General features: G+C 72.2%; 19 protein-coding genes. 6 read left to right on the top strand and 13 right to left on the bottom strand.

Translation table 11 applies throughout. The annotated features are described in order from the left end of the window. Window position 1: 1 nt before the first annotated feature. The 3 genes from IRX98_RS09145 to IRX98_RS09135 are packed head-to-tail and all read right to left on the bottom strand — an operon-like array spanning window position 2 to window position 3059. A complete protein-coding gene (locus IRX98_RS09145) occupies window positions 2–1237 on the bottom strand; it encodes a TerC family protein (RefSeq protein ID WP_224276031.1) in 1236 nt (411 codons plus the stop codon). A 12-nt stretch (window positions 1238–1249) separates the two neighbouring features. Next, window positions 1250–1468 carry a hypothetical protein gene (locus tag IRX98_RS09140; RefSeq protein ID WP_224276029.1) on the bottom strand — a complete coding sequence of 73 codons (219 nt, stop codon included), beginning with the start codon at window positions 1466–1468 and terminating at the stop codon, window positions 1250–1252. Between the two features lie 22 nt (window positions 1469–1490). Further along, complete coding sequence (locus IRX98_RS09135; RefSeq protein ID WP_235745359.1) at window positions 1491–3059, bottom strand: TIGR00366 family protein; 1569 nt, start codon at window positions 3057–3059, stop codon at window positions 1491–1493. A gap of 103 nt (window positions 3060–3162) precedes the next feature. Here IRX98_RS09135 and ddaH point away from each other — a divergent pair, with 103 nt between their 5' ends. Beyond that, window positions 3163–3927 (top strand): dimethylargininase, encoded by a 765-nt coding sequence (ddaH, locus tag IRX98_RS09130; protein ID WP_224276027.1) that lies wholly within the window; start codon window positions 3163–3165, stop codon window positions 3925–3927. Window positions 3928–4184: 257 nt separating this feature from the next. On the opposite strand, the gene IRX98_RS09125 is transcribed toward ddaH, so the two are convergent. The 3 genes from IRX98_RS09125 to IRX98_RS09115 form a co-directional block, all read right to left on the bottom strand. Then, complete coding sequence (locus IRX98_RS09125) at window positions 4185–4646, bottom strand: hypothetical protein (RefSeq protein ID WP_224276025.1); 462 nt, start codon at window positions 4644–4646, stop codon at window positions 4185–4187. A 142-nt stretch (window positions 4647–4788) separates the two neighbouring features. After that, window positions 4789–5238 (bottom strand): NAD(+)--rifampin ADP-ribosyltransferase, encoded by a 450-nt coding sequence (arr, locus tag IRX98_RS09120; protein ID WP_224276024.1) that lies wholly within the window; start codon window positions 5236–5238, stop codon window positions 4789–4791. Window positions 5239–5379: 141 nt separating this feature from the next. After that, entirely contained in the window at window positions 5380–6636 is a 1257-nt protein-coding gene (locus tag IRX98_RS09115; RefSeq protein ID WP_224276021.1) for an HNH endonuclease signature motif containing protein, read from the bottom strand. A 118-nt stretch (window positions 6637–6754) separates the two neighbouring features. On the opposite strand from IRX98_RS09115, the gene hrpB reads away from it, so the two are divergent. Both hrpB and IRX98_RS09105 read left to right on the top strand, forming a co-directional pair. After that, on the top strand, window positions 6755–9289 hold the full coding sequence (gene hrpB, locus IRX98_RS09110) for an ATP-dependent helicase HrpB (protein ID WP_224276019.1): 2535 nt from the start codon (window positions 6755–6757) through the stop codon (window positions 9287–9289). A gap of 21 nt (window positions 9290–9310) precedes the next feature. Continuing rightward, window positions 9311–10087: an esterase/lipase family protein gene (locus IRX98_RS09105; protein WP_224276017.1), complete on the top strand. Its 777-nt coding sequence runs from the start codon at window positions 9311–9313 to the stop codon at window positions 10085–10087. 1 nt (window position 10088) lies between these two features. Here the strand turns inward: IRX98_RS09105 and IRX98_RS09100 are convergent, their stop codons facing one another. The 4 genes from IRX98_RS09100 to IRX98_RS23035 are packed head-to-tail and all read right to left on the bottom strand — an operon-like array spanning window position 10089 to window position 12202. Next, window positions 10089–10604: a GNAT family N-acetyltransferase gene (locus IRX98_RS09100; RefSeq protein WP_224276015.1), complete on the bottom strand. Its 516-nt coding sequence runs from the start codon at window positions 10602–10604 to the stop codon at window positions 10089–10091. Between the two features lie 5 nt (window positions 10605–10609). Continuing rightward, on the bottom strand, window positions 10610–11617 hold the full coding sequence (locus tag IRX98_RS09095) for a beta-ketoacyl-ACP synthase III (protein ID WP_224276013.1): 1008 nt from the start codon (window positions 11615–11617) through the stop codon (window positions 10610–10612). A gap of 25 nt (window positions 11618–11642) precedes the next feature. Then, entirely contained in the window at window positions 11643–12065 is a 423-nt protein-coding gene (locus IRX98_RS09090) for a DUF1810 domain-containing protein (RefSeq protein WP_224276011.1), read from the bottom strand. A gap of 5 nt (window positions 12066–12070) precedes the next feature. Further along, window positions 12071–12202, bottom strand: a complete 132-nt coding sequence (locus tag IRX98_RS23035; RefSeq protein ID WP_268928839.1) for a hypothetical protein — start codon at window positions 12200–12202, stop codon at window positions 12071–12073. 81 nt (window positions 12203–12283) lie between these two features. Here IRX98_RS23035 and IRX98_RS09085 point away from each other — a divergent pair, with 81 nt between their 5' ends. After that, entirely contained in the window at window positions 12284–12886 is a 603-nt protein-coding gene (locus tag IRX98_RS09085) for a DUF998 domain-containing protein (RefSeq protein WP_224276009.1), read from the top strand. Between the two features lie 29 nt (window positions 12887–12915). Here the strand turns inward: IRX98_RS09085 and IRX98_RS23030 are convergent, their stop codons facing one another. Then, window positions 12916–13050: a hypothetical protein gene (locus IRX98_RS23030; protein WP_268928838.1), complete on the bottom strand. Its 135-nt coding sequence runs from the start codon at window positions 13048–13050 to the stop codon at window positions 12916–12918. Window positions 13051–13086: 36 nt separating this feature from the next. Beyond that, window positions 13087–13524, bottom strand: coding sequence for a pyridoxamine 5'-phosphate oxidase family protein (locus IRX98_RS09080; RefSeq protein WP_224276007.1), 438 nt, complete (start codon window positions 13522–13524; stop codon window positions 13087–13089). A 169-nt stretch (window positions 13525–13693) separates the two neighbouring features. On the opposite strand from IRX98_RS09080, the gene IRX98_RS09075 reads away from it, so the two are divergent. Continuing rightward, window positions 13694–14395, top strand: coding sequence for a hypothetical protein (locus tag IRX98_RS09075; RefSeq protein WP_224276005.1), 702 nt, complete (start codon window positions 13694–13696; stop codon window positions 14393–14395). A gap of 99 nt (window positions 14396–14494) precedes the next feature. Next, window positions 14495–15667, top strand: coding sequence for a nucleotide sugar dehydrogenase (locus tag IRX98_RS09070; protein WP_224276003.1), 1173 nt, complete (start codon window positions 14495–14497; stop codon window positions 15665–15667). Between the two features lie 101 nt (window positions 15668–15768). On the opposite strand, the gene IRX98_RS09065 is transcribed toward IRX98_RS09070, so the two are convergent. Then, window positions 15769–17340, bottom strand: a complete 1572-nt coding sequence (locus IRX98_RS09065; protein ID WP_224276002.1) for a glycosyltransferase family 2 protein — start codon at window positions 17338–17340, stop codon at window positions 15769–15771. Between the last annotated feature and the right edge of the window lie 2 nt (window positions 17341–17342).

Below are 17342 nucleotides of genomic sequence, written 5' to 3'. Positions count from 1 at the left end.
CTCAGGTTCGCGGCGGGAGCAGCTTCGACGGTCCCGTGGCCGTGGCCTCGCCGCGGTCCACGGCACTGTCGTGGCTGTCGCGGGCGCGCTGGAGCAGCGCCATCAGCTCCTGCTCGTTGCGGGCCTTCTGCCGGTACTTCGGGCCCAGCGCGATGATCTGGTCGCGCTCGGCGAGCAGCAGCCCGTAGATCCGCTCCCGCTCGGCGGCGTCGGTGGTGTACTCGGAGTCGAGGTAGTCCTCGGCGTGGCGCCGCGCGTTGTTGATCGCGTTGCGCGCCCGGCCCGCCGGGCTGACCAGCGAGGCGACCACCGTGACGGTGAGGACGCCGAGGATGACGCTCAGCGACACCGACGTGCTGATCTCGGTCACGGGGATCGGCTCGCCGTCGTTGATGAACGGGATGTTGTTCTCGTGCAGCGCGTGCAGGATGAGCTTGACCCCGATGAAGGCCAGGATCGCCGCCAGCCCGTAGGACAGGTAGATCAGCCGGTCGAGCAGGCCCTCGATGAGGAAGAAGAGCTGGCGCAGCCCGAGGAGAGAGAACGCCACAGCGGTGAAGACCAGGTACGTGTCCTGCGTGAGCCCGAAGATCGCCGGGATCGAGTCGAGCGCGAAGAGGATGTCGGTGCCGCCGATCGCCACCATCACGAGCAGCATCGGCGTCATCGCCCGCTTGCCGTCCACCACCGTGAAGAGCCGGTCACCGTCGTAGTGGTCGGTGGTGTGCATGAACCTGCGCGCCAGGCGTACGACGACGTTGTCCGCGCTCTCGGACTCCCCGTGGTCGGACTTCAGCATGTTGCCGGCGGTGAGGATGAGGATCAGGCCGAAGAGGTAGAAGACCCACGCGAAGGAGTTGATCAGCGCGGCGCCAAGGAAGATGAAGCCGGTGCGCGCCACGAGGGCGAAGGCGATCCCGAAGAGCAGCACCTTCTGCTGGTCCTCGCGGGGGACGCGGAAGCTGGACATGATGATGAGGAAGACGAACAGGTTGTCCACCGAGAGCGCCTTCTCGGTGATGTAGCCGGCGAAGTACTCACCACCGGGCGTCGGCCCGCCGAACACCAGGACGCCGAAGCCGAACAGGATGGCGATCCCGACGTAGAGCGCCGACCAGATCGCCGCCTCGCGCAGCGTCGGCACGTGGGCCTTGCGGACGTGGAAGTAGAAGTCGAAGACCAGCAGGCCCACGATGAACGCGATCGTCAGGCCCCACACCAGGGGGGAAACCTCCATCACGTGCCCCCGTCAGCGCTGGAGCGAGTGCGGCCGGCGCGGGTCACGACCGTCGCCGCCCCGGCGGGCCGGGACGGGGCGTACGCGGCGGGCGTTGCCCCGGGGCGCCCAGCGCCGCGTCGACGGCAGCATCCGCATTCCCAGGAGCCCGAGGACCAGGGCACAGGCGATGACGCCGCCCGGGTCGCCGTACGAGCTGAGGCTCCACCATGTCCATTGCGCGTCGTCCATCCCGCACCTCCGCGTCCCCGGCTCACGCCGGACTCCCGGAGGTCTTCCCCACCGCTGTTGCTCGAGCGGCCGACGCACCGGGGCGGACAGGGCCGACCGGGGTGACGATGTCGTCGAGGACGGGGTACTCCCCTCTGCTGTCCATGATCCGCGCCCGGGAGCGCCCGGTCAACAGTCGGTTCGGCAGGGCGTCGTACGCCGTCCCGGCGCGGCCTACCCGGCGCCGACGAGCAGCATCGTGGTGGCGAAGACCAGCCCCGACGCGATGAGGGTGACGAGCGTGTAGCCGAGGATGTCGCGGATCTTCAGCCCGGAGATGGCCAGCACCGGCAACGCCCAGAAGGGCTGGATCATGTTCGTCCACTGGTCGCCGTAGGCGATCGCCATGATCGTCACCGAGGGGTCGACGCCGAGGCGAGCCCCGGCGTCGAGCATCACCGGTCCCTGCACGGCGAACTGCCCGCCGCCCGCCGCCCGACGGGACGAAGAAGTTCACCAGCCCGGCCGAGAGGAAGGCCAGCAGGCCGAAGGTCGAGGGGCCGGCGGTGTCGACCAGGAAGTCGGAGAGGACGGTGATCAGGCCGGAGGTGGCCATGATCCCCATGATCCCGGCGTAGAGCGGGAACTGGAGCAGGATCTCGCCGACGTTGGACGCGGCGTTCTTCACCAGGGCGATCAGCTCGAGCGGGCTGCGCACCAGCAGGAAGATCAGCGCCAGGAAGGTCCAGTTGACGATGTCGAGGGTGGCCGTGCCGCCGTCGGAGTAGTGGATCACCAGGTAGGCGACCAGGGCGAGGCCGACGAGCGTCGTGAGCACCCGGCTGGCGTCGACCCGGTCAGCCGGGGTGACGACCTCGTCGATCACGACGTCGTCGCCGAAGCGGGCATTCTCGTCGAGCTCGATGACCGGGTCGCCGCCCCGCGGCGCGACCAGCGCCAGGCCGATGCCCACCGCCACGATGGTGGCCACGATCGCGACGAGGTTCCACCAGGCGAAGGTGGTCTCGCTGATCGGGATGGTCTCGCCGAGCTGCTCGGCGATGAAGGAGCCCTCGGTGGCGGCCGTCAGGGTGCCGGAGCCGGAGTAGCCCATGTGCCAGATAACGTAGCCGGAGTAGCCCGCCGCGACGAGCAGCGGGAAGTGCAGCCGCAGCCCCTTCTCCCGGCCCTGCTTGGCGACCTCCACCGCGAGCAGCACGCCGACCACGAGGCCGAGGCCCCAGGTGATGAGCGAGGCGACGGCGGCGACGACGAAGACGAAGAGGTAGCCCTGCAGCGCTGTCTTCGGCAGGCCGCCGATCTTGGCGAGCAGCCGCCGCACCGGACCCGTGTTGGCCAGCGTGTGGCCCAGCAGCAGGATCAACGCCATCTGGGTCATGAAGGCCAGCAGTCCGGACAGGCCCTCGCCCCAGCCGCGGGTGATGTCGACCGGCCCGGCGTCGGTCAGGAGCAGCGCCATGATCGCCACGACGAAGGTCAGCACGATGGCGAACACCAGGGCGCTGGGGATGAAGCGCTCGACGACGGAGTTGACCGGCCGCATCACCCCCGCGAGCCCGGAGGATCGTGGCTTGGCGCTGGTGGTGGACATGACGGGATCTCCTCACCCTGGGGGACACGGCTCGGGCCACCATTCGGTGCCGTGCGGTGGACGTCAAGGCTCTCCGTACGCTCCGCCCTGCGAGGATCGGCGGATGAACCGTCGCGCCCTCGTCCGCCGCCCCAGCCCCCGCCTCGCCGAGGGCCTGCTGACCCACATCGACCGCGTCCCGGTCGACGTCGACCTCGCAGTGCAGCAGTGGGAGGCCTACGTCGCCGCCCTCCGGGGCGAGGGCTGGGAGACCATCGAGGTCCCGCCCGCACCCGAGTGCCCGGACTCGGTCTTCGTCGAGGACACCGTGGTGGTGTACGACGACCTGGCCGTCATCGCGCGTCCCGGTGCGGACGAGCGCCGCGCCGAGGTCACCGGCACGGAGCAGGTCCTGCGCGACCTCGGCCTCCGCATCGCCCACGTCGAAGCGCCCGGCACCCTCGACGGAGGCGACGTGCTCAAGCACGACGGCACGGTCTGGGTCGGTCTCGGCGGACGCACGAACCGGAGCGGGATCGACCAGCTCGCCGCCCACCTCGCACCGATGGGCGCCACCGTGGTCGCCGTACCGCTCACCAGGGCCCTGCACCTGAAGTCGGCGGTCACCGCCCTGCCCGACGGCACGGTCGTGGGGTGGGAGGAGGTCGTCGACGACCCGGACGTCTGGGACTCGTTCCTGGCCGTCCCCGAGGAGCCGGGGTCGCACGTCGTGCTGCTCGACGGGTCGACCGTGCTGATGTCGGCGAGCGCGCCGCGCACCCGCGCGCTCTACGAGGAGCGCGGGCTGCGTGTGGTGGCCGTCGACGTCACGGAGTTCGAGAAGCTCGAGGGCTGCGTGACGTGTCTGTCTGTACGCCTGCGCGGCTGAGGGAGCGCCCCGCCACCGTCGTCCGGCACCGGCGGGCCGGGTCGTGCGACCCGGCCGCCGGGCAACCCCTGCCGATGTGGTCGGACCACTGTTCACGGATCCCGGTCGCCGCGCAGGTCGAGCCTGCGGAGCCCGGCCGCCCCAGGGGTGGGGCGAGACCTCGAGGCTAGCCGGGGGCCGTACGCATCAGCATCCGCGTTTCCCGGTGGCGTGATCCCTACGTCCGCCTGGTGGAGCGGCCACCGCACAGCGTCGGCCTAGGTCTCGGACACCTCGAGGGCGAACTCCTCGGCGGCCCCCGGCTCTCCGACCGGGTAGACCTCGACGACGTGCGGTCCCACGTCGCGGGGCATCGTGCGACCGTCTCCACGACCGCCTGCCGGCGCCTCGACCACGAACACGTCGTCGCCCTCCGGGTCGAGGAGCCGGAGCTCGTAGTCGGCGTCGCCCTCGTTCTCGAGCACCACTGCAACGACCTCTCCGGCCTCGGCCTCCAGGTCGGGTGAGGCGTCCACCTGTCCGTCCGCCGACACGTGGAACCGCAGCGTTGGAGGATTGAGGGGGACGTCGTTCTCGGCGCGCTCGCCCAACGGCGTCGCGCGACCCGGGCTCTCCTGGCCGCAGGCGGACAGGACCACCGCCAGGACCACCCCCAGCGCGATCGTCGCGATGACGTGCCACTGCCGTGGCGATCCGGTCTCTTTGGTGAGCGTGAACACAGGTGTCTCGACTCCTTCGGTCGGCTTCCCCATCCACCGTGCGCGACCGATGGAGACCTCACAACCGCCCTCACGCTGCGGCCGTGACCAAGCGTCACCGGATGGTTATGCCGCCGTGACCTCCGCACACGTTCGGGCGTCCTCAGTCCTCGATGACGTCCAGACCCTGCTCCCGCAGCCTGGCCAGGCTGTCCAACATCGCCTGCAGCGCCTCGGGCGGGTGCTCCTGCCAGTCGTCGACCTCGTGCAGGACCCGGAGCGGGTGTCGGGTGCGGTAGGACTCGGTCGGGTTGCCGGGGAAGCGCTTGTCGGTGACGTTCGGATCGTCCTCGAACGGCCCCGTCGGCTCGACGACGTAGACGTGGCCCCTTCCCTCCAGGCCGGCGAGCGCCGTCGCCAGCTGGGCGCCCCACGCCGCGGTGCTCTCGAGCGTCGTGAAGTAGAGGTGGTTCGACACGCGGCCCTCCTGGAAGTTCGAGGACCACCCCGCCACCAGCTCGTCCCCCGGGCGCACCTCGGACCTGGTGCCGTGGAGGTACGGACCCGCCACGTGGTCGTGCTGCTCGTACGTCACCGGTGCCCGCGCCCCCATGCTCGCGAGGCTACGACCCGGACGGCACGCCGGTCGAGGGCGACGCCTCGGATCCGGCACCAAGTCCATGGGTGACCCGAGCCTGAGCCCGAGCCCGAGCCCACGCGTGTCAGCATCCGCGTGTCCCTGGGTGGCGGCTCCCTACGTCCGCCTGGTGAAGCGGACCTTGCCGTGCTTGTCGAGATGGTGCTGGAAGGCCGCGTCGTGGACGCGGCGGTGGTGCGGAGGGCAGAGCAACCGACCCTTCTCGACGCTCGTCCCTCCGTTGCGCGACCAGGGCACCTCGTCGTGGTGGGCCTCCGTCATGGCGGGTGGTGCGTCGCAGCCGTCCGCGGTGCAGCCGCCGTCGCGGATCCCCATCGCGATCCGTTGGGCCTCGGTGTGGAACCGTCGCCTGCGACCGACGTCGAGTGGCACGCTCGGCCCGCCAAGCACCACCGGGACGATCCCTGCGCGGCAGGCCAGCCGGCGCGCCTCGCCGGCGCTGATCCGACCACCGGTGTCGAGCGAGGCGGCCCTCAACCCGCCCAACAGCGTCTCGAGCTCCATCGTCACGACGACAGTGGCCGCGAGACCGCCGGCCTTCGGGACTGACCTGCGCGGACGGCTCTCCACGTAGTCGACGAACGCCAGTCCCATCCTGTGTCGGGCGTAACGGGGTGTCCGAGGGTCGGGGTCTTTCTCGGCAGCCCGCCGACGCGTCCGGGCGACGCGGGCCTTCAAGTCCTTGGCGAGCATCGCCCCGTGGAGCGAGGGGACGGTGAAGCGGCCGTGGCATGTCCCGCGCCCGTCGTCGACCAGGGTGAACGACGCGGCAGCCAGGGCATCCGCCTCCTCTGCCTCCAGCCGACGCGCCTCGTCGGCATCGGCAGCAGCGGGGTCGACCACCTCCAGCACGCGGCGCCCGAGGATCCGGAGTGCCTTCGCGTCGTGCTCACCGGCCTTCTCCAGCAGGAACCGCGTCGCCGCCTTCGGCACCCCCTCCTCCACCACGTCGGGGAGCGCGTCGACCGCCTCGGTGACGACACGCGCCTGGTCGGTCCGCACGTCGCCGGCGACCAGCGCCCGGCTGACCTCCTCGTGGTCCTCCAGTGATCTGGCCAGCCGAGCGGTGCGGTGCGCCTCGACGCGGGTGGTGCGGGTCGCGTGGGACCACCAGTTGGTCGTCGACGTCGCTCCCGTGTCGAGGCCCGCGCCCACGGCCTCGGCCTGCCGCAGCACCCGCATGAGCAACGCGTCGAGCTGGCCGCGAACCCGCGTCAATGCCAGGAGCGCGTGCTCCGCGTCACGGGTCGACATCGACCACATCGGTCGATCCACGATCTCTGCAAGATCGGCCTCCAGCCACCGCGCGAAGGCCACCACCTGGTGGTCGTCGAAGTGCGCGATCGCTGTCATGGGAGAACTCTTCCAGAGGGCACCGACATCGGGTTCGACCACGTGCGGTGGTCGGGCCGACCCGCAACCGGGTCTCAGGCAGCCCCGTCAGACGACGCGCGTCGGGCACACTGCACGGGTGTCCGACCCGCTGCGCACCCTGCTCGCCGCGCCGCCCGACCTCCCGGTCACCGCGGGGCTGCCCGCTCTCGTCGAAGCGCTGCGCACGCGCGGGGTCGCGGTGGTCCAGGCACCGCCGGGCACCGGCAAGACGACCCTGGTCCCACCTGCGGTCGCCGGGGTCGTGCAGGGCAGGGTCATCGTCACCCAGCCCAGCCGCATCGCCGCCCGTGCTGCCGCCCGGCGCCTGGCGAACCTGCTCGGCGAGCCGGTCGGCGAGACGGTCGGATACTCCGTGCGCGGGGACCGCCGCAGCAGTCGGCGTACGCGCGTCGAGGTCGTCACGACCGGTCTGCTGCTGCGGCGCATCCAGCACGATCCCGAGCTGGTCGGCGTCGGGGCGGTCGTGCTCGACGAGGTGCACGAGCGCCATCTCGACGCCGACCTGACGCTGGCGCTGCTCGTCGACGTACGGGCCAACCTGCGTGAGGACTTGTCCCTGGTGGCGATGTCGGCCACCGTCGAAGCCGAGCGGACGGCCGCCCTGCTCGGTGGCGGCGACGACGACCACGCTCCGGTGATCCGCGTCCCCGGTGCCCTGCACCCGGTCCAGGAGGTCTGGTGCCCGCTGCCCGCGGGCGCGCGCCGCACCGACGACCGGGGGATCACCCCGGCGTTCCACGACCACGTCGCCGCGACCGTACGCCGTGCGCTGGCCGCGCACGAGGGGGACGTCCTGGTCTTCGTGCCGGGCGTCGCGGAGGTCGAGGCGACCGTACGACGCCTCGCGGGCGTGGACGCGACCGTGCACGCCCTGCACGGACGGCTGTCCGGCGCCGAGCAGGACCGCGCGCTCAGCACGGGCCCGCGCCGGCGCGTGATCGTCTCGACCGCGGTCGCCGAGTCGTCGCTGACGGTCCCCGGCGTACGTGTCGTGGTGGATGCCGGGTTCTCGCGCGAGCCGCGCACCGACCACCGCCGCGGACTGGCGTCCCTGGTCACGGTGGCGGTGAGCCGGGCGGCGGCCGAGCAGCGGGCAGGACGGGCCGGGCGGCTGGGTCCGGGCGCGGTGCTGCGGTGCTGGTCCGAGGCGGAGCACGCGCACCTGGCACCCCACCCCGAGCCCGAGATCGCCACCGCCGACCTGACCGCCTTCGCCCTGGAGGTGGCGTGCTGGGGCAGCGACGACGTCCGCGACCTGGCGCTGCTCGACCAGCCACCGGCGCACGCACTGTCGGCGGCCACGGAGGTGCTGGTGGGCCTGGGTGCCATGACCGACGACGGGAGGGTCACCGCGCGGGGCAGGGTCATCGCTGGCGTGCCGGTCGATCCCCGGCTGGCGCGGGCCCTCATCGACGGGGCCCGGCTCGTCGGGGACGGACGAGCCGCAGAGGTGGTCGCGATGCTGAGCGAGGACGTACGCGCTCCGGGCGGGGACCTGGTCGCGGCCCTTCGGTCGCTGCGCGCCGACAAGCGAGCCGGATCGTGGCGCAGCCAGGTCACCCGCCTGCAGGAGGTGCTGACGAAGCAGTGCGACCGGACAGGGGCGTCGGACGATGCCCGCGCACTCACCGACGACGTGGCCGTGGGTCTGGTGGTGGCCCTGGCGCACCCGGACCGGATCGCCCGCAAGCGCTCCGGCACGTCGAGCTACCTGATGGCGTCGGGGACGGGCGCGGCGCTCGACCCGCGCGACCCGGGTCCGCTGGCCGGACTCGAGTGGCTCGCCGTCGGTGACGCCCAGCGACGGCCCGGGCAGCGCGAGGCGCAGATCCGGGCGGCGGCACCCCTCACCGAGGACCTCGCGCTGGAGGCCGCGGGCTCGCTGTGGACCGAGGTGGACGAGGTCACCTGGACCGATGGCAGGGTGCTGGCCCGTCGACGGACGCTGCTGGGCGCGATCGAGCTCAGCTCCGTCCCGCTCGGCGACCCGCCCGCGCAGGCCGTGAGCGACGCGATCCGTGGGGCGATCGCGAGCGAGGGCATCGCCCTCCTCTCCTGGACGGACGCGGCCACGGCGCTGCGCGCCCGCCTCGACTTCCTCCACCGCGCGCTCGGCGACCCGTGGCCCGACGTGGGCGACGCAGCACTGACAGAGGGCCTCGACTCCTGGCTCGGACCGCAGCTGGCACGGGTCCGCACGGACCGGGACCTCCGTCGCATCGACGTGACCGCCGCCCTGAGGGCGATGGTGCCGTGGCCGGAGGCGGGCCGGATCGACGACCTGGCGCCGGAGCGCGTCGAGGTGCCGAGCGGGTCGAGCGTGCGGATCGACTACTCCCAGGACCAGCCGGTGCTCGCCGTGCGCCTGCAGGAGGTCTTCGGCTGGACCGCGGTGCCGGTCCTGGCCGGCGGCCGCGTCCCGCTCCTGCTGCACCTGCTCTCCCCCGCGCGGCGCCCGGCGGCCGTCACCGCGGACCTGCAGTCCTTCTGGGACAACGGCTACCCGGGGGTGCGTGCCGACCTGCGCGGGCGCTATCCCAGGCACTCCTGGCCCGAGGACCCACGCAGTGCTCCCGCCACCTCGCGGACGAACCGGCCGCGCTGCGGCTGAGGGCCGTCGTACAGTCGCGGCATGTCCCGCCTGCCCCTCCCCGGTCACCACCTGCTGGCCGCGGCCGGCGTCCGCTCGCGGGCGCGGCACCGCGCGGACCCCGGCGACCTGGGTCACCCCAGCGGCCCTCCCTCCACGCGCGCCGCGCTCGGCGAGCTCGGGTCCGCGCTCGACGGCGTACGCCTGCTGGGTGCGCTGCCGCGGCTGTCCTCGGCGCCGCGGGGCGACGGCCACCTCGTCGTCGACATCCCCGGCTGGCGCGCACCCGAGCTGTCCGGGGCGCCCCTGCGTGCCTACCTCCGGCGCCTGGGGTACGACGCCCGGGGCTGGGGCTTCGGCACCAACACCGGCGACCCCCGGCGCGACGTGGCTCGCCTGTCGGAGCGGTTGCTCGAGCTGGTCGAGGCGAAGGGCGAGCCCGCCTCCCTGGTCGGGTGGAGCCTCGGCGGAGTGATCGCGCGCGAGGTGGCGCGTCGCCACCCCGACGCCGTACGCCGCGTCATCACCTACGGCACGCCCGTCACCGGCGCACCGCGGCACACGACCGTGGCCCGCGCCTACCGCCGCGGACCGGACCCCGACGCGCAGCGGGTCGTAGAGCGCCTCGACCCGACGGCACCGATCCCCGTGCCCCTCACGATCCTGTTCTCGAAGCGCGACGGGATCGTGTCGTGGCAGGCCTGCCTCGACCACACCTCGCCCGACGCCGAGCACGTCGAGGTGTCGTCGACCCACATCGGGATGGGCATCGACCCCGACGTGTGGACCGTCGTGGCCGACCGGCTCGCGCGCGCCTGAGTCAGTCGCGAGGGGCGAGCACGACGTGGCCGGTGGCCAGCCGACCGCTCACCGTCTCGTCCGTCATGCCGGCGCTGCGCAGGAGGCCGATGATGGCGGCGTTGTTCGCCATCATCTCGGCGCGGAACCGCTTGACCCCCACCTCGACCGCGCGCGCAGTCAGCACCCGCAGCAGGGCCGCGCCCAGCCCGCGACCCTGCCACGAGTCCGCGACGGTGACGGCCAGCTCGGCGTCGTCGGGCGCGGAGCTGTAGCGGATGAAGCGCGCGACTCCGATGATGTAGGTGTCGTCGTCCGGGGCGTGCGCGACGTAGGCCTCGTGGTCGACGTGGTCGACGGCCGAGAAGTAGGTCGCCTGGCTGTCGGTCAGCCGCGGGGTGCCGGTCATGAAGCGCTGGTACTGCGACGCCTCGCTCATCAGCGCGAACGCCCGCTGCAGCTCGACCGCGTCGCTCGCCCTGATCTGTCGGACCAGGACCAGGTCACCGCTGCGGAGCCGGACCTCGGCCTCGTCCATCGCGGCTACCGGGCCAGCGGAGGGAGCGTCACGACCTGACCGGCGTAGGAGAGCCCGGCGCCGAAGGCGATCAGCAGCGCGGTGTCACCGGCCGACGCCTCGTCCTGGCGCAGCATGGCCTCCATCGCCAGCGGCACCGACGCGGCCGACGTGTTGCCGGAGTCGATGACGTCGGTCGCGACCGCCACGGTGTCGGGGAGCTTGATGTTGCGCGCGAGCGTCTGGGTGATGCGCAGGTTGGCCTGGTGCGGGATGAAGGCGTCGAGCTCGTCGACCGACACCCCGGCCAGGCGCAGCGCCTCGTGGGCGACCTCGGCCATCGCGAACGGCGCCCAGCGGAAGACGGCGGTGCCCTCCATCTGGACGACCGGGTGGTCCGCGTCGGTGTGGCTGCGAAGGCCCATGCAGCTCGGGGTCTGGGTGATCACGTGCGCCTGCGAGCCGTCGGAGCCCCACGCGGTCGGACCGATCCCGGCGGACTCGGACGGTCCCACCACGACCGCGCCCGCTCCGTCGGCGAAGATGAAGGCGGTGCCGCGGTCGGTCGGGTCCATGAAGCGGCTGAGCTGCTCGACGCCGATCACCAGCACGTGCTTCTCCGCACCCGAGCGCACCATCGAGGCCGCGAGGTTGAGCGCGTGGCAGAAGCCCGCGCAGCCGGCGGAGATGTCGAAGGCCGCAGCGGTGATGCCCAGCGCGGTCGCGACCTGCGGCGCGGAGGCGGGCGTGTGCTCGGGGTGGGTGGACGTCGCGACGATCACGCACCCGACCTCGGCGGCCTCCACACCCGCGGCCGCGAGCGCCTTCTCGGCCGCGGAGATCGACATCCCGATCAGCGTCTCGCCCTCGCCGGCGAAGCGGCGCGTGCGGATGCCCGACCGCGTCTGGATCCACTCGTCGGTGGAGTCGAGGACCTCGCAGATCTCGTCGTTGGTGACGACGCGCTCCGGCCGGTGGACCCCGAGTCCGAGCATCGCTGCGTGGGTGAGGTCGGTCGGCTGCTGGATCGTCATGGGGCGAGCATAGGCATGACGGTGCTCACAGCAGCAGGGCAGGAGTGCGCTCGTCGCGCTCCCCGCCGAAGAACCGGTCGAGCACGCGGTCGAACACCGGGTCGTCGGGCGCGGCGAGCGCGAAGAGCGTCATCGAGGACCGCAGCTTCATCGCGTCCGTGCTGCCGAGGACCCGCTCGGCGGACACCCCCTCGAGCCCCAGCAGGGCGTCGCAGCACTGGTGGAGCCGGGGACCGAGCACGTCGTGGGCGAGGTAGGCGCGGGCCTCGGCCAGGTCTGCGACGGCGTACGCCTGCGCGGTGGGGCTGTGCCCGAGGCCGGCGACCTGCGGGAAGACGAACCACATCCAGTGGCTGGTCTTCCTGCCCGCGCGCAGCTCGGCGAGCGCGCGGTTGTGGGTCCCGCGGTCGTCCTGGGCACGGACGAACCGCTCGAGGTCGGCGGCCACGTCGCTCAGACGGGGGCTGGGTCGGTCTCCGGGGCGGGAGCACCCGGCTCCTGGCCGGGATCGATCGGACTCACGTCGGGGTCCCCGGACGGGACGACCTCGGGCTCGGTGGACGGCTCCATGGGTGTGGTGGTCATGCCCTCCGGTCTACGCCCCACCACCGGCGACCCGCAATGCCCGGCCCACCCCGATGGTGGGGTCGCCAGTAGGTTGGCGGCGTGCCCGACGCCCCCTCGCGCGCCGCCCGGCTCGGCGCGGTCGCCTTCCTGCTGCGACCGACGTACATCGCGACCGAGGTCGTCACCGCGGCCGCCACGACCGGCGGCTACAGCTTCGTGGCCGACTCGGTGAGCAAGCTCGGCGAGGTCGGCTGCTCGGAGGCCTACTGCTCACCGCGCCACGCGGTGATGAACGGGTCCTTCATGGGCTACGGCGTGCTGCTCGCGGGCGGTGCGCTGCTGCTCGTCAAGCCCCTCGGCCCGTGGGTGACGGGGCTGCTCGTCGTCTCGGGGGTGAGCTCGTACGCCACGGGGCTGGCGCCGCTCGACCAGGACGCGACGCTGCACGCGATCGCCGCGACACCGCTGTTCCTCGCCCAGCCCCTGGCGCTGATGGGGCTCGGCCACCGCATCCGGCACGACCAGCCGCGGCTGGCCAAGGCCCTGCTCGCGACGGGGATCGTCACCGCTGCGGCCGCGGTGGGCTTCATCGTGTCCGGCGACGAGCAGGCCGCCGGGGCGCTCGAGCGGCTGGCGCTGTGGCCGGTGCTCTTCGGGCTCGGTGCCTTCGCGTGGGGACACCGACCCCGCCGCGGCGCCTGACGCCGCGCGCGGGCTCGGCTCAGCTCAGGTCAGCGAGGGCGCTGACGGCGCTCCTGCACCTTGGCCACGGCGCTCTTGATCTTGGCCTGGTTGTGCGGCTTGCGAGCCTCGTCGTAGACCTTCTTGGCGACTGCGAAGGCGCCGGCCTTCTTCATGATTCCCATGCCTCCACCGTGCCATCGAGCGCCAAACCCGCGGCCTCACTCGTGCAGCGTCAGGTGCAGCCACGGGCGGGACAGGCGGAAGGCGCGGCCGGTGACCACGCGCGGGGTGATCTCGACGACGTTGTACTTCAACGTGCCGACCCACGGGCGGAGCGGGAGGTTCTCCGCACGGTGCTCCTCGTGCTCGTCGAGGATCCGGGCCGAGCCGCGTACGACGACGCTGCGGGCGTGGTCGTCGTCGTAGCGGTCGATCTCGAGGGCGACCTCGGACCCCATCGCCACCGCCAGCAGCTTGTCGCCGCCGGCGCTGCGGAAGAGCAGCGTGTCGTGGTCGACGGCGTAGTTGATCGGCGTGATGTGGACCTCGTCGACCATCCGGAAGGCGAGGCGGGCGAACTCCTCCTCGCGCAGCATCTCCCAGCACTCGTCCGGGCTGAGCCGGGTCACGACCTCGTCGTCCACCTCGTCCTTCATGGCGATCACTCCTTCGCGTGCGGTCTCCTGCCTCGACGCTAGGCCGCGACCACGGTGGGGGGCAGGGCTGAAGGTCCCGCGAAAGTCGCACCGATCCGTGACCCGGCTCACTCCGAACACCTCGAAAGCCGTCGATACCCGGCGGCACCGCCGACGAAGGGTTCGACCCATGCGCCTCCCCTCCATCCGCCGCCCGTCCCCGTCCATGGCCGTGTCGGTCATGGCCCTCGTGGTGGCTTCTACCGGCACGTCGTACGCCGCAGGCCTGATCGGCTCGGACGACGTCAGGAACAACTCCCTGACGACCATGGACATCAAGGACAAGACGCTCAAGGGCCGCGACATCAAGAACGACGTGATCGGGTCCAACAAGATCCGCAACGGCTCCCTGAAGTCGCGCGACTTCAAGGCCGGCGAGCTGCCGTCCGGCCCCCAGGGCCCCGCGGGCGTCGGCCGGTGGGCCCTCGTCGACGCGACCGGTGCGATCATCGCCCAGTCCGGCGGCTTCTCGGTGACCGCGGGCTACCCCGCGGCCCCTGCCGCCGCCAACGGCAACGTCTACATCAACGCCGGCGAGAACCTCGCCAACAACGCGGTCATCGCCACGATCGCGCTCCAGAACACCGCCGACCTCAACGGCGACGCGATCCTCAACGGCCGCGCCCCCGGCGCGGACGCCAACCCGGAGTTCTCCGGCGAGATCTCGGCGGCCGTCTGCACGCCCGGCGTCGTGAACTGCGCGCCTCCCGGCACCGGCAACCCGAACCACCTCGTGGTGAGCCCGCGCAACAGCGACGGCAGCTTCACCACCGACGGCGCCCGCAAGCGCTTCTACGTCGTCGTCACCGGCGACTCCACCGACCGCGGCTGATCACAGGAGCCGGTCGCACGGCGCGGGCGGGGTCCCGTGGGGGGATCCCGTCCACCGCCGCGACATCGACCGGTCACCGAGGTGCGGCACACTGACCCGGTGACCACGAAGATCTCTGTCGCCGGGCTCGGCTACGTCGGCCTCTCCATGTCGGTGCTGCTGGCACGGCACAACACCGTCGTCGGCCTCGACCTCGACGCCGAGCGCATCGCGCGGCTCGAGGCCGGTGAGAGCCCGATCCACGACGACGACATCTCGCGCTTCCTCGCCACCGAGGACCTCGACCTGGCCTTCACCACCGACGCCGAGGTCGCCCACGCCGGCGCCGACTTCGTGGTGATCGCGACGCCGACCAACTACGACCCTGTCACCAACTACTTCGACACCAGCTCGATCGAGGCGGTGATGCGCGACGTCCTGCGGGTCAACCCCGCAGCGACGATGGTCGTGAAGTCGACCGTGCCGGTGGGCTACGTCGAGGACGTGCGCCAGCGGCTGGGCACCGACGCGGTGATCTTCTCCCCCGAGTTCCTCCGCGAGGGCCGGGCGCTGCACGACAACCTGCACCCCGCCCGGATCGTGGTGGGCGAGGACTCCGAGCGGGCGCGCGCCTTCGCCGAGCTCCTCGTCAAGGGCGCCGACGCCGACGACGTGCCCGTGCTCTTCACCGAGCCCACCGAGGCCGAGGCGATCAAGCTCTTCGCCAACACCTACCTCGCGATGCGCGTCGCCTACTTCAACGAGCTCGACTCCTTCGCCCTCTCACGCGGCCTCGACTCGCGGGCGATCATCGACGGTGTCGGCCTCGACCCGCGCATCGGCACGCACTACAACAACCCGTCCTTCGGCTACGGCGGCTACTGCCTGCCCAAGGACACCAAGCAGCTGCTGGCCAACTACAGCGACGTCCCGCAGACGCTGATCTCGGCCATCGTCGACGCCAACACCACCCGCAAGGACTTCATCGCCTTCGACATCCTCGACCGCCACCCGCGGGTCGTGGGCATCCACCGGTTGCTGATGAAGGCCGGCTCGGACAACTTCCGCGAGTCGTCGGTGCAGGGGATCATGAAGCGCCTCAAGGGCAAGGGCGTCGAGGTGGTCGTCTACGAGCCCGAGCTCGGCGAGGACTCGTGGTTCGGCTCCGAGGTCACCGACGACCTGGCGTCCTTCAAGGCGCGCGCCGACGTGATCGTGGCGAACCGGATGTCGGACGAGCTGCGCGACGTGGTCGACAAGGTCTACACCCGGGATCTCTTCGGCGCCGACTGATCCACCTCATCGCTGGTGCGTGGGTCTCGATACGCCGCTCGCTGGCGCTCGCGTGCTACTCGACCACCGAGTTCTCCTCGCTGGGCGAGGCGTATCGAGACCTACCGACGCCGGCCGAACAACCCCCGCTTGCCGTCGGGCTCGGGATCGGCGTCGGCGTCCGGCGCGTGGACCACGGAGGCGTCGGCAGCCTTCCGGAGCGCCTTGCGCAGCCGGTTCTCCGACCTGTCCGGGTCCATCGCCGGCCGGGCGCCGAGGGTGAAGCGCTCCACGACCCGCAGGTCGACCGGCACGAAGCCCACGTCGGTCGCCGGGTAGGCCTTCACCCCGAAGGACTCCTCCAGCAGCGCCTCGCGGTCGTCGCCGTCGCCGGCCAGGCGGGCGACGCGGGCCAGCGCCGAGGTGCGCTCGAGGCGCGCTGCCGCGCCCGAGTCGTACGCCAGCACGCGGGCGCCGTGGTGGGTGCGCTCGAGGTCGTCGAGCAGGGCCGCCAGCGCGGCGGGGAGCGGGGCGAGCGTGACGTCGGGCAGGGTCAGCACGAACTCGGCGTCCGAGGTCGCCGGCGCGGTCTCGACGAGGCGTACGCGTGGCTCGTGGAGGTAGGAGCGGTGCACCAGCCGGGTCTCCAGCACCGGGTCCTCGACCGGCTGGACGCGCTCGTCGTGGACGGAGCCCCACGGCCCGACGACGGTGACGCGGAGGTCGGGCACGTCGCCGTCGAGCAGCGAGTCGACGACGCGGATCGTCTCGTCGGCGGGCCCGGCGTGCAGCACGACCTCGAGGTAGGGCACCTGGTAGGCGCGGCCGTGGCGGTTGCGCTTGGGGCGCATCGTCGGCACGAGGTCCGCGAGGTAGGGGTCGTTGAAGCGGTTGACCTGCTCGGCGCGGCGCAGGACCTGCGAGCGGCCGAGGTGCCAGCTGCGGGCCTCGCGGTCGACGACGAAGACGCCGCCGGCCTGGGCCAGCGAGTGGCCCAGGTGCATGTCCTCGCCGAGGCGCAGCGTGCGGTCGAAGCCGTCGGAGTCGAGGTAGAGCGCCTTGGTGACCGAGCCGGTCATGCCGATGTGGAAGCGCTGGGCGCGCGGGCCCGCGGTGCGCAGGTCGTCGGTCTTGGCCCAGTAGTCCTCTACCCACTGGTGCGGCTCGTGCTCCTGGCCGGGGAAGAGGTCGCCGGCCTCGCCCGCGGCCACGCGGTCGCGCACCACGGCGGGGTCGGTGGCGAGCAGGCCGGCCGGGTCGACGAAGAGCTTGTGCCCGCCGGGGACGGCGTAGTCGACGAGGTGGTGCCAGCGGGCGTGCGCCTCGACCTCCTCGCGGTAGGCGAGCATGTCGGCGTCGTACCAGTGCAGCACGTCGCCGTCGGCGGCCATCGCGCCGAGGTGGCAGGCGTTGGCGCGGCCCCAGCCCTCCTCGACCCGGATCAGCCGCGTGTGCTCGGGACGGACCTCGGGCAGATCCTGCGCGGGGGAGCTCTGGTCGTCGACGACCAGCACCTCGAGCAGGTGCGAGGGGTAGGACTGCGCCGCGAGCCCGGCCAGGACGTAGGGCAGCGTGTGCTGGTAGTTGAAGGTCGGCACCACGACGGTGACCGACAGCGTCGGCTCCCAGTCGCCGAGCGTCGCGGGGGTCAGCGACCCCCAGTCGTTGTGCCGCACCACCGGCTGCCGCGCCATGT

Source organism: Nocardioides lacusdianchii, assembly GCF_020102855.1.
Taxonomy (GTDB): Bacteria; Actinomycetota; Actinomycetes; order Propionibacteriales; family Nocardioidaceae; genus Nocardioides; species Nocardioides lacusdianchii.
This window is presented reverse-complemented; position numbering and strand designations above follow the sequence as displayed.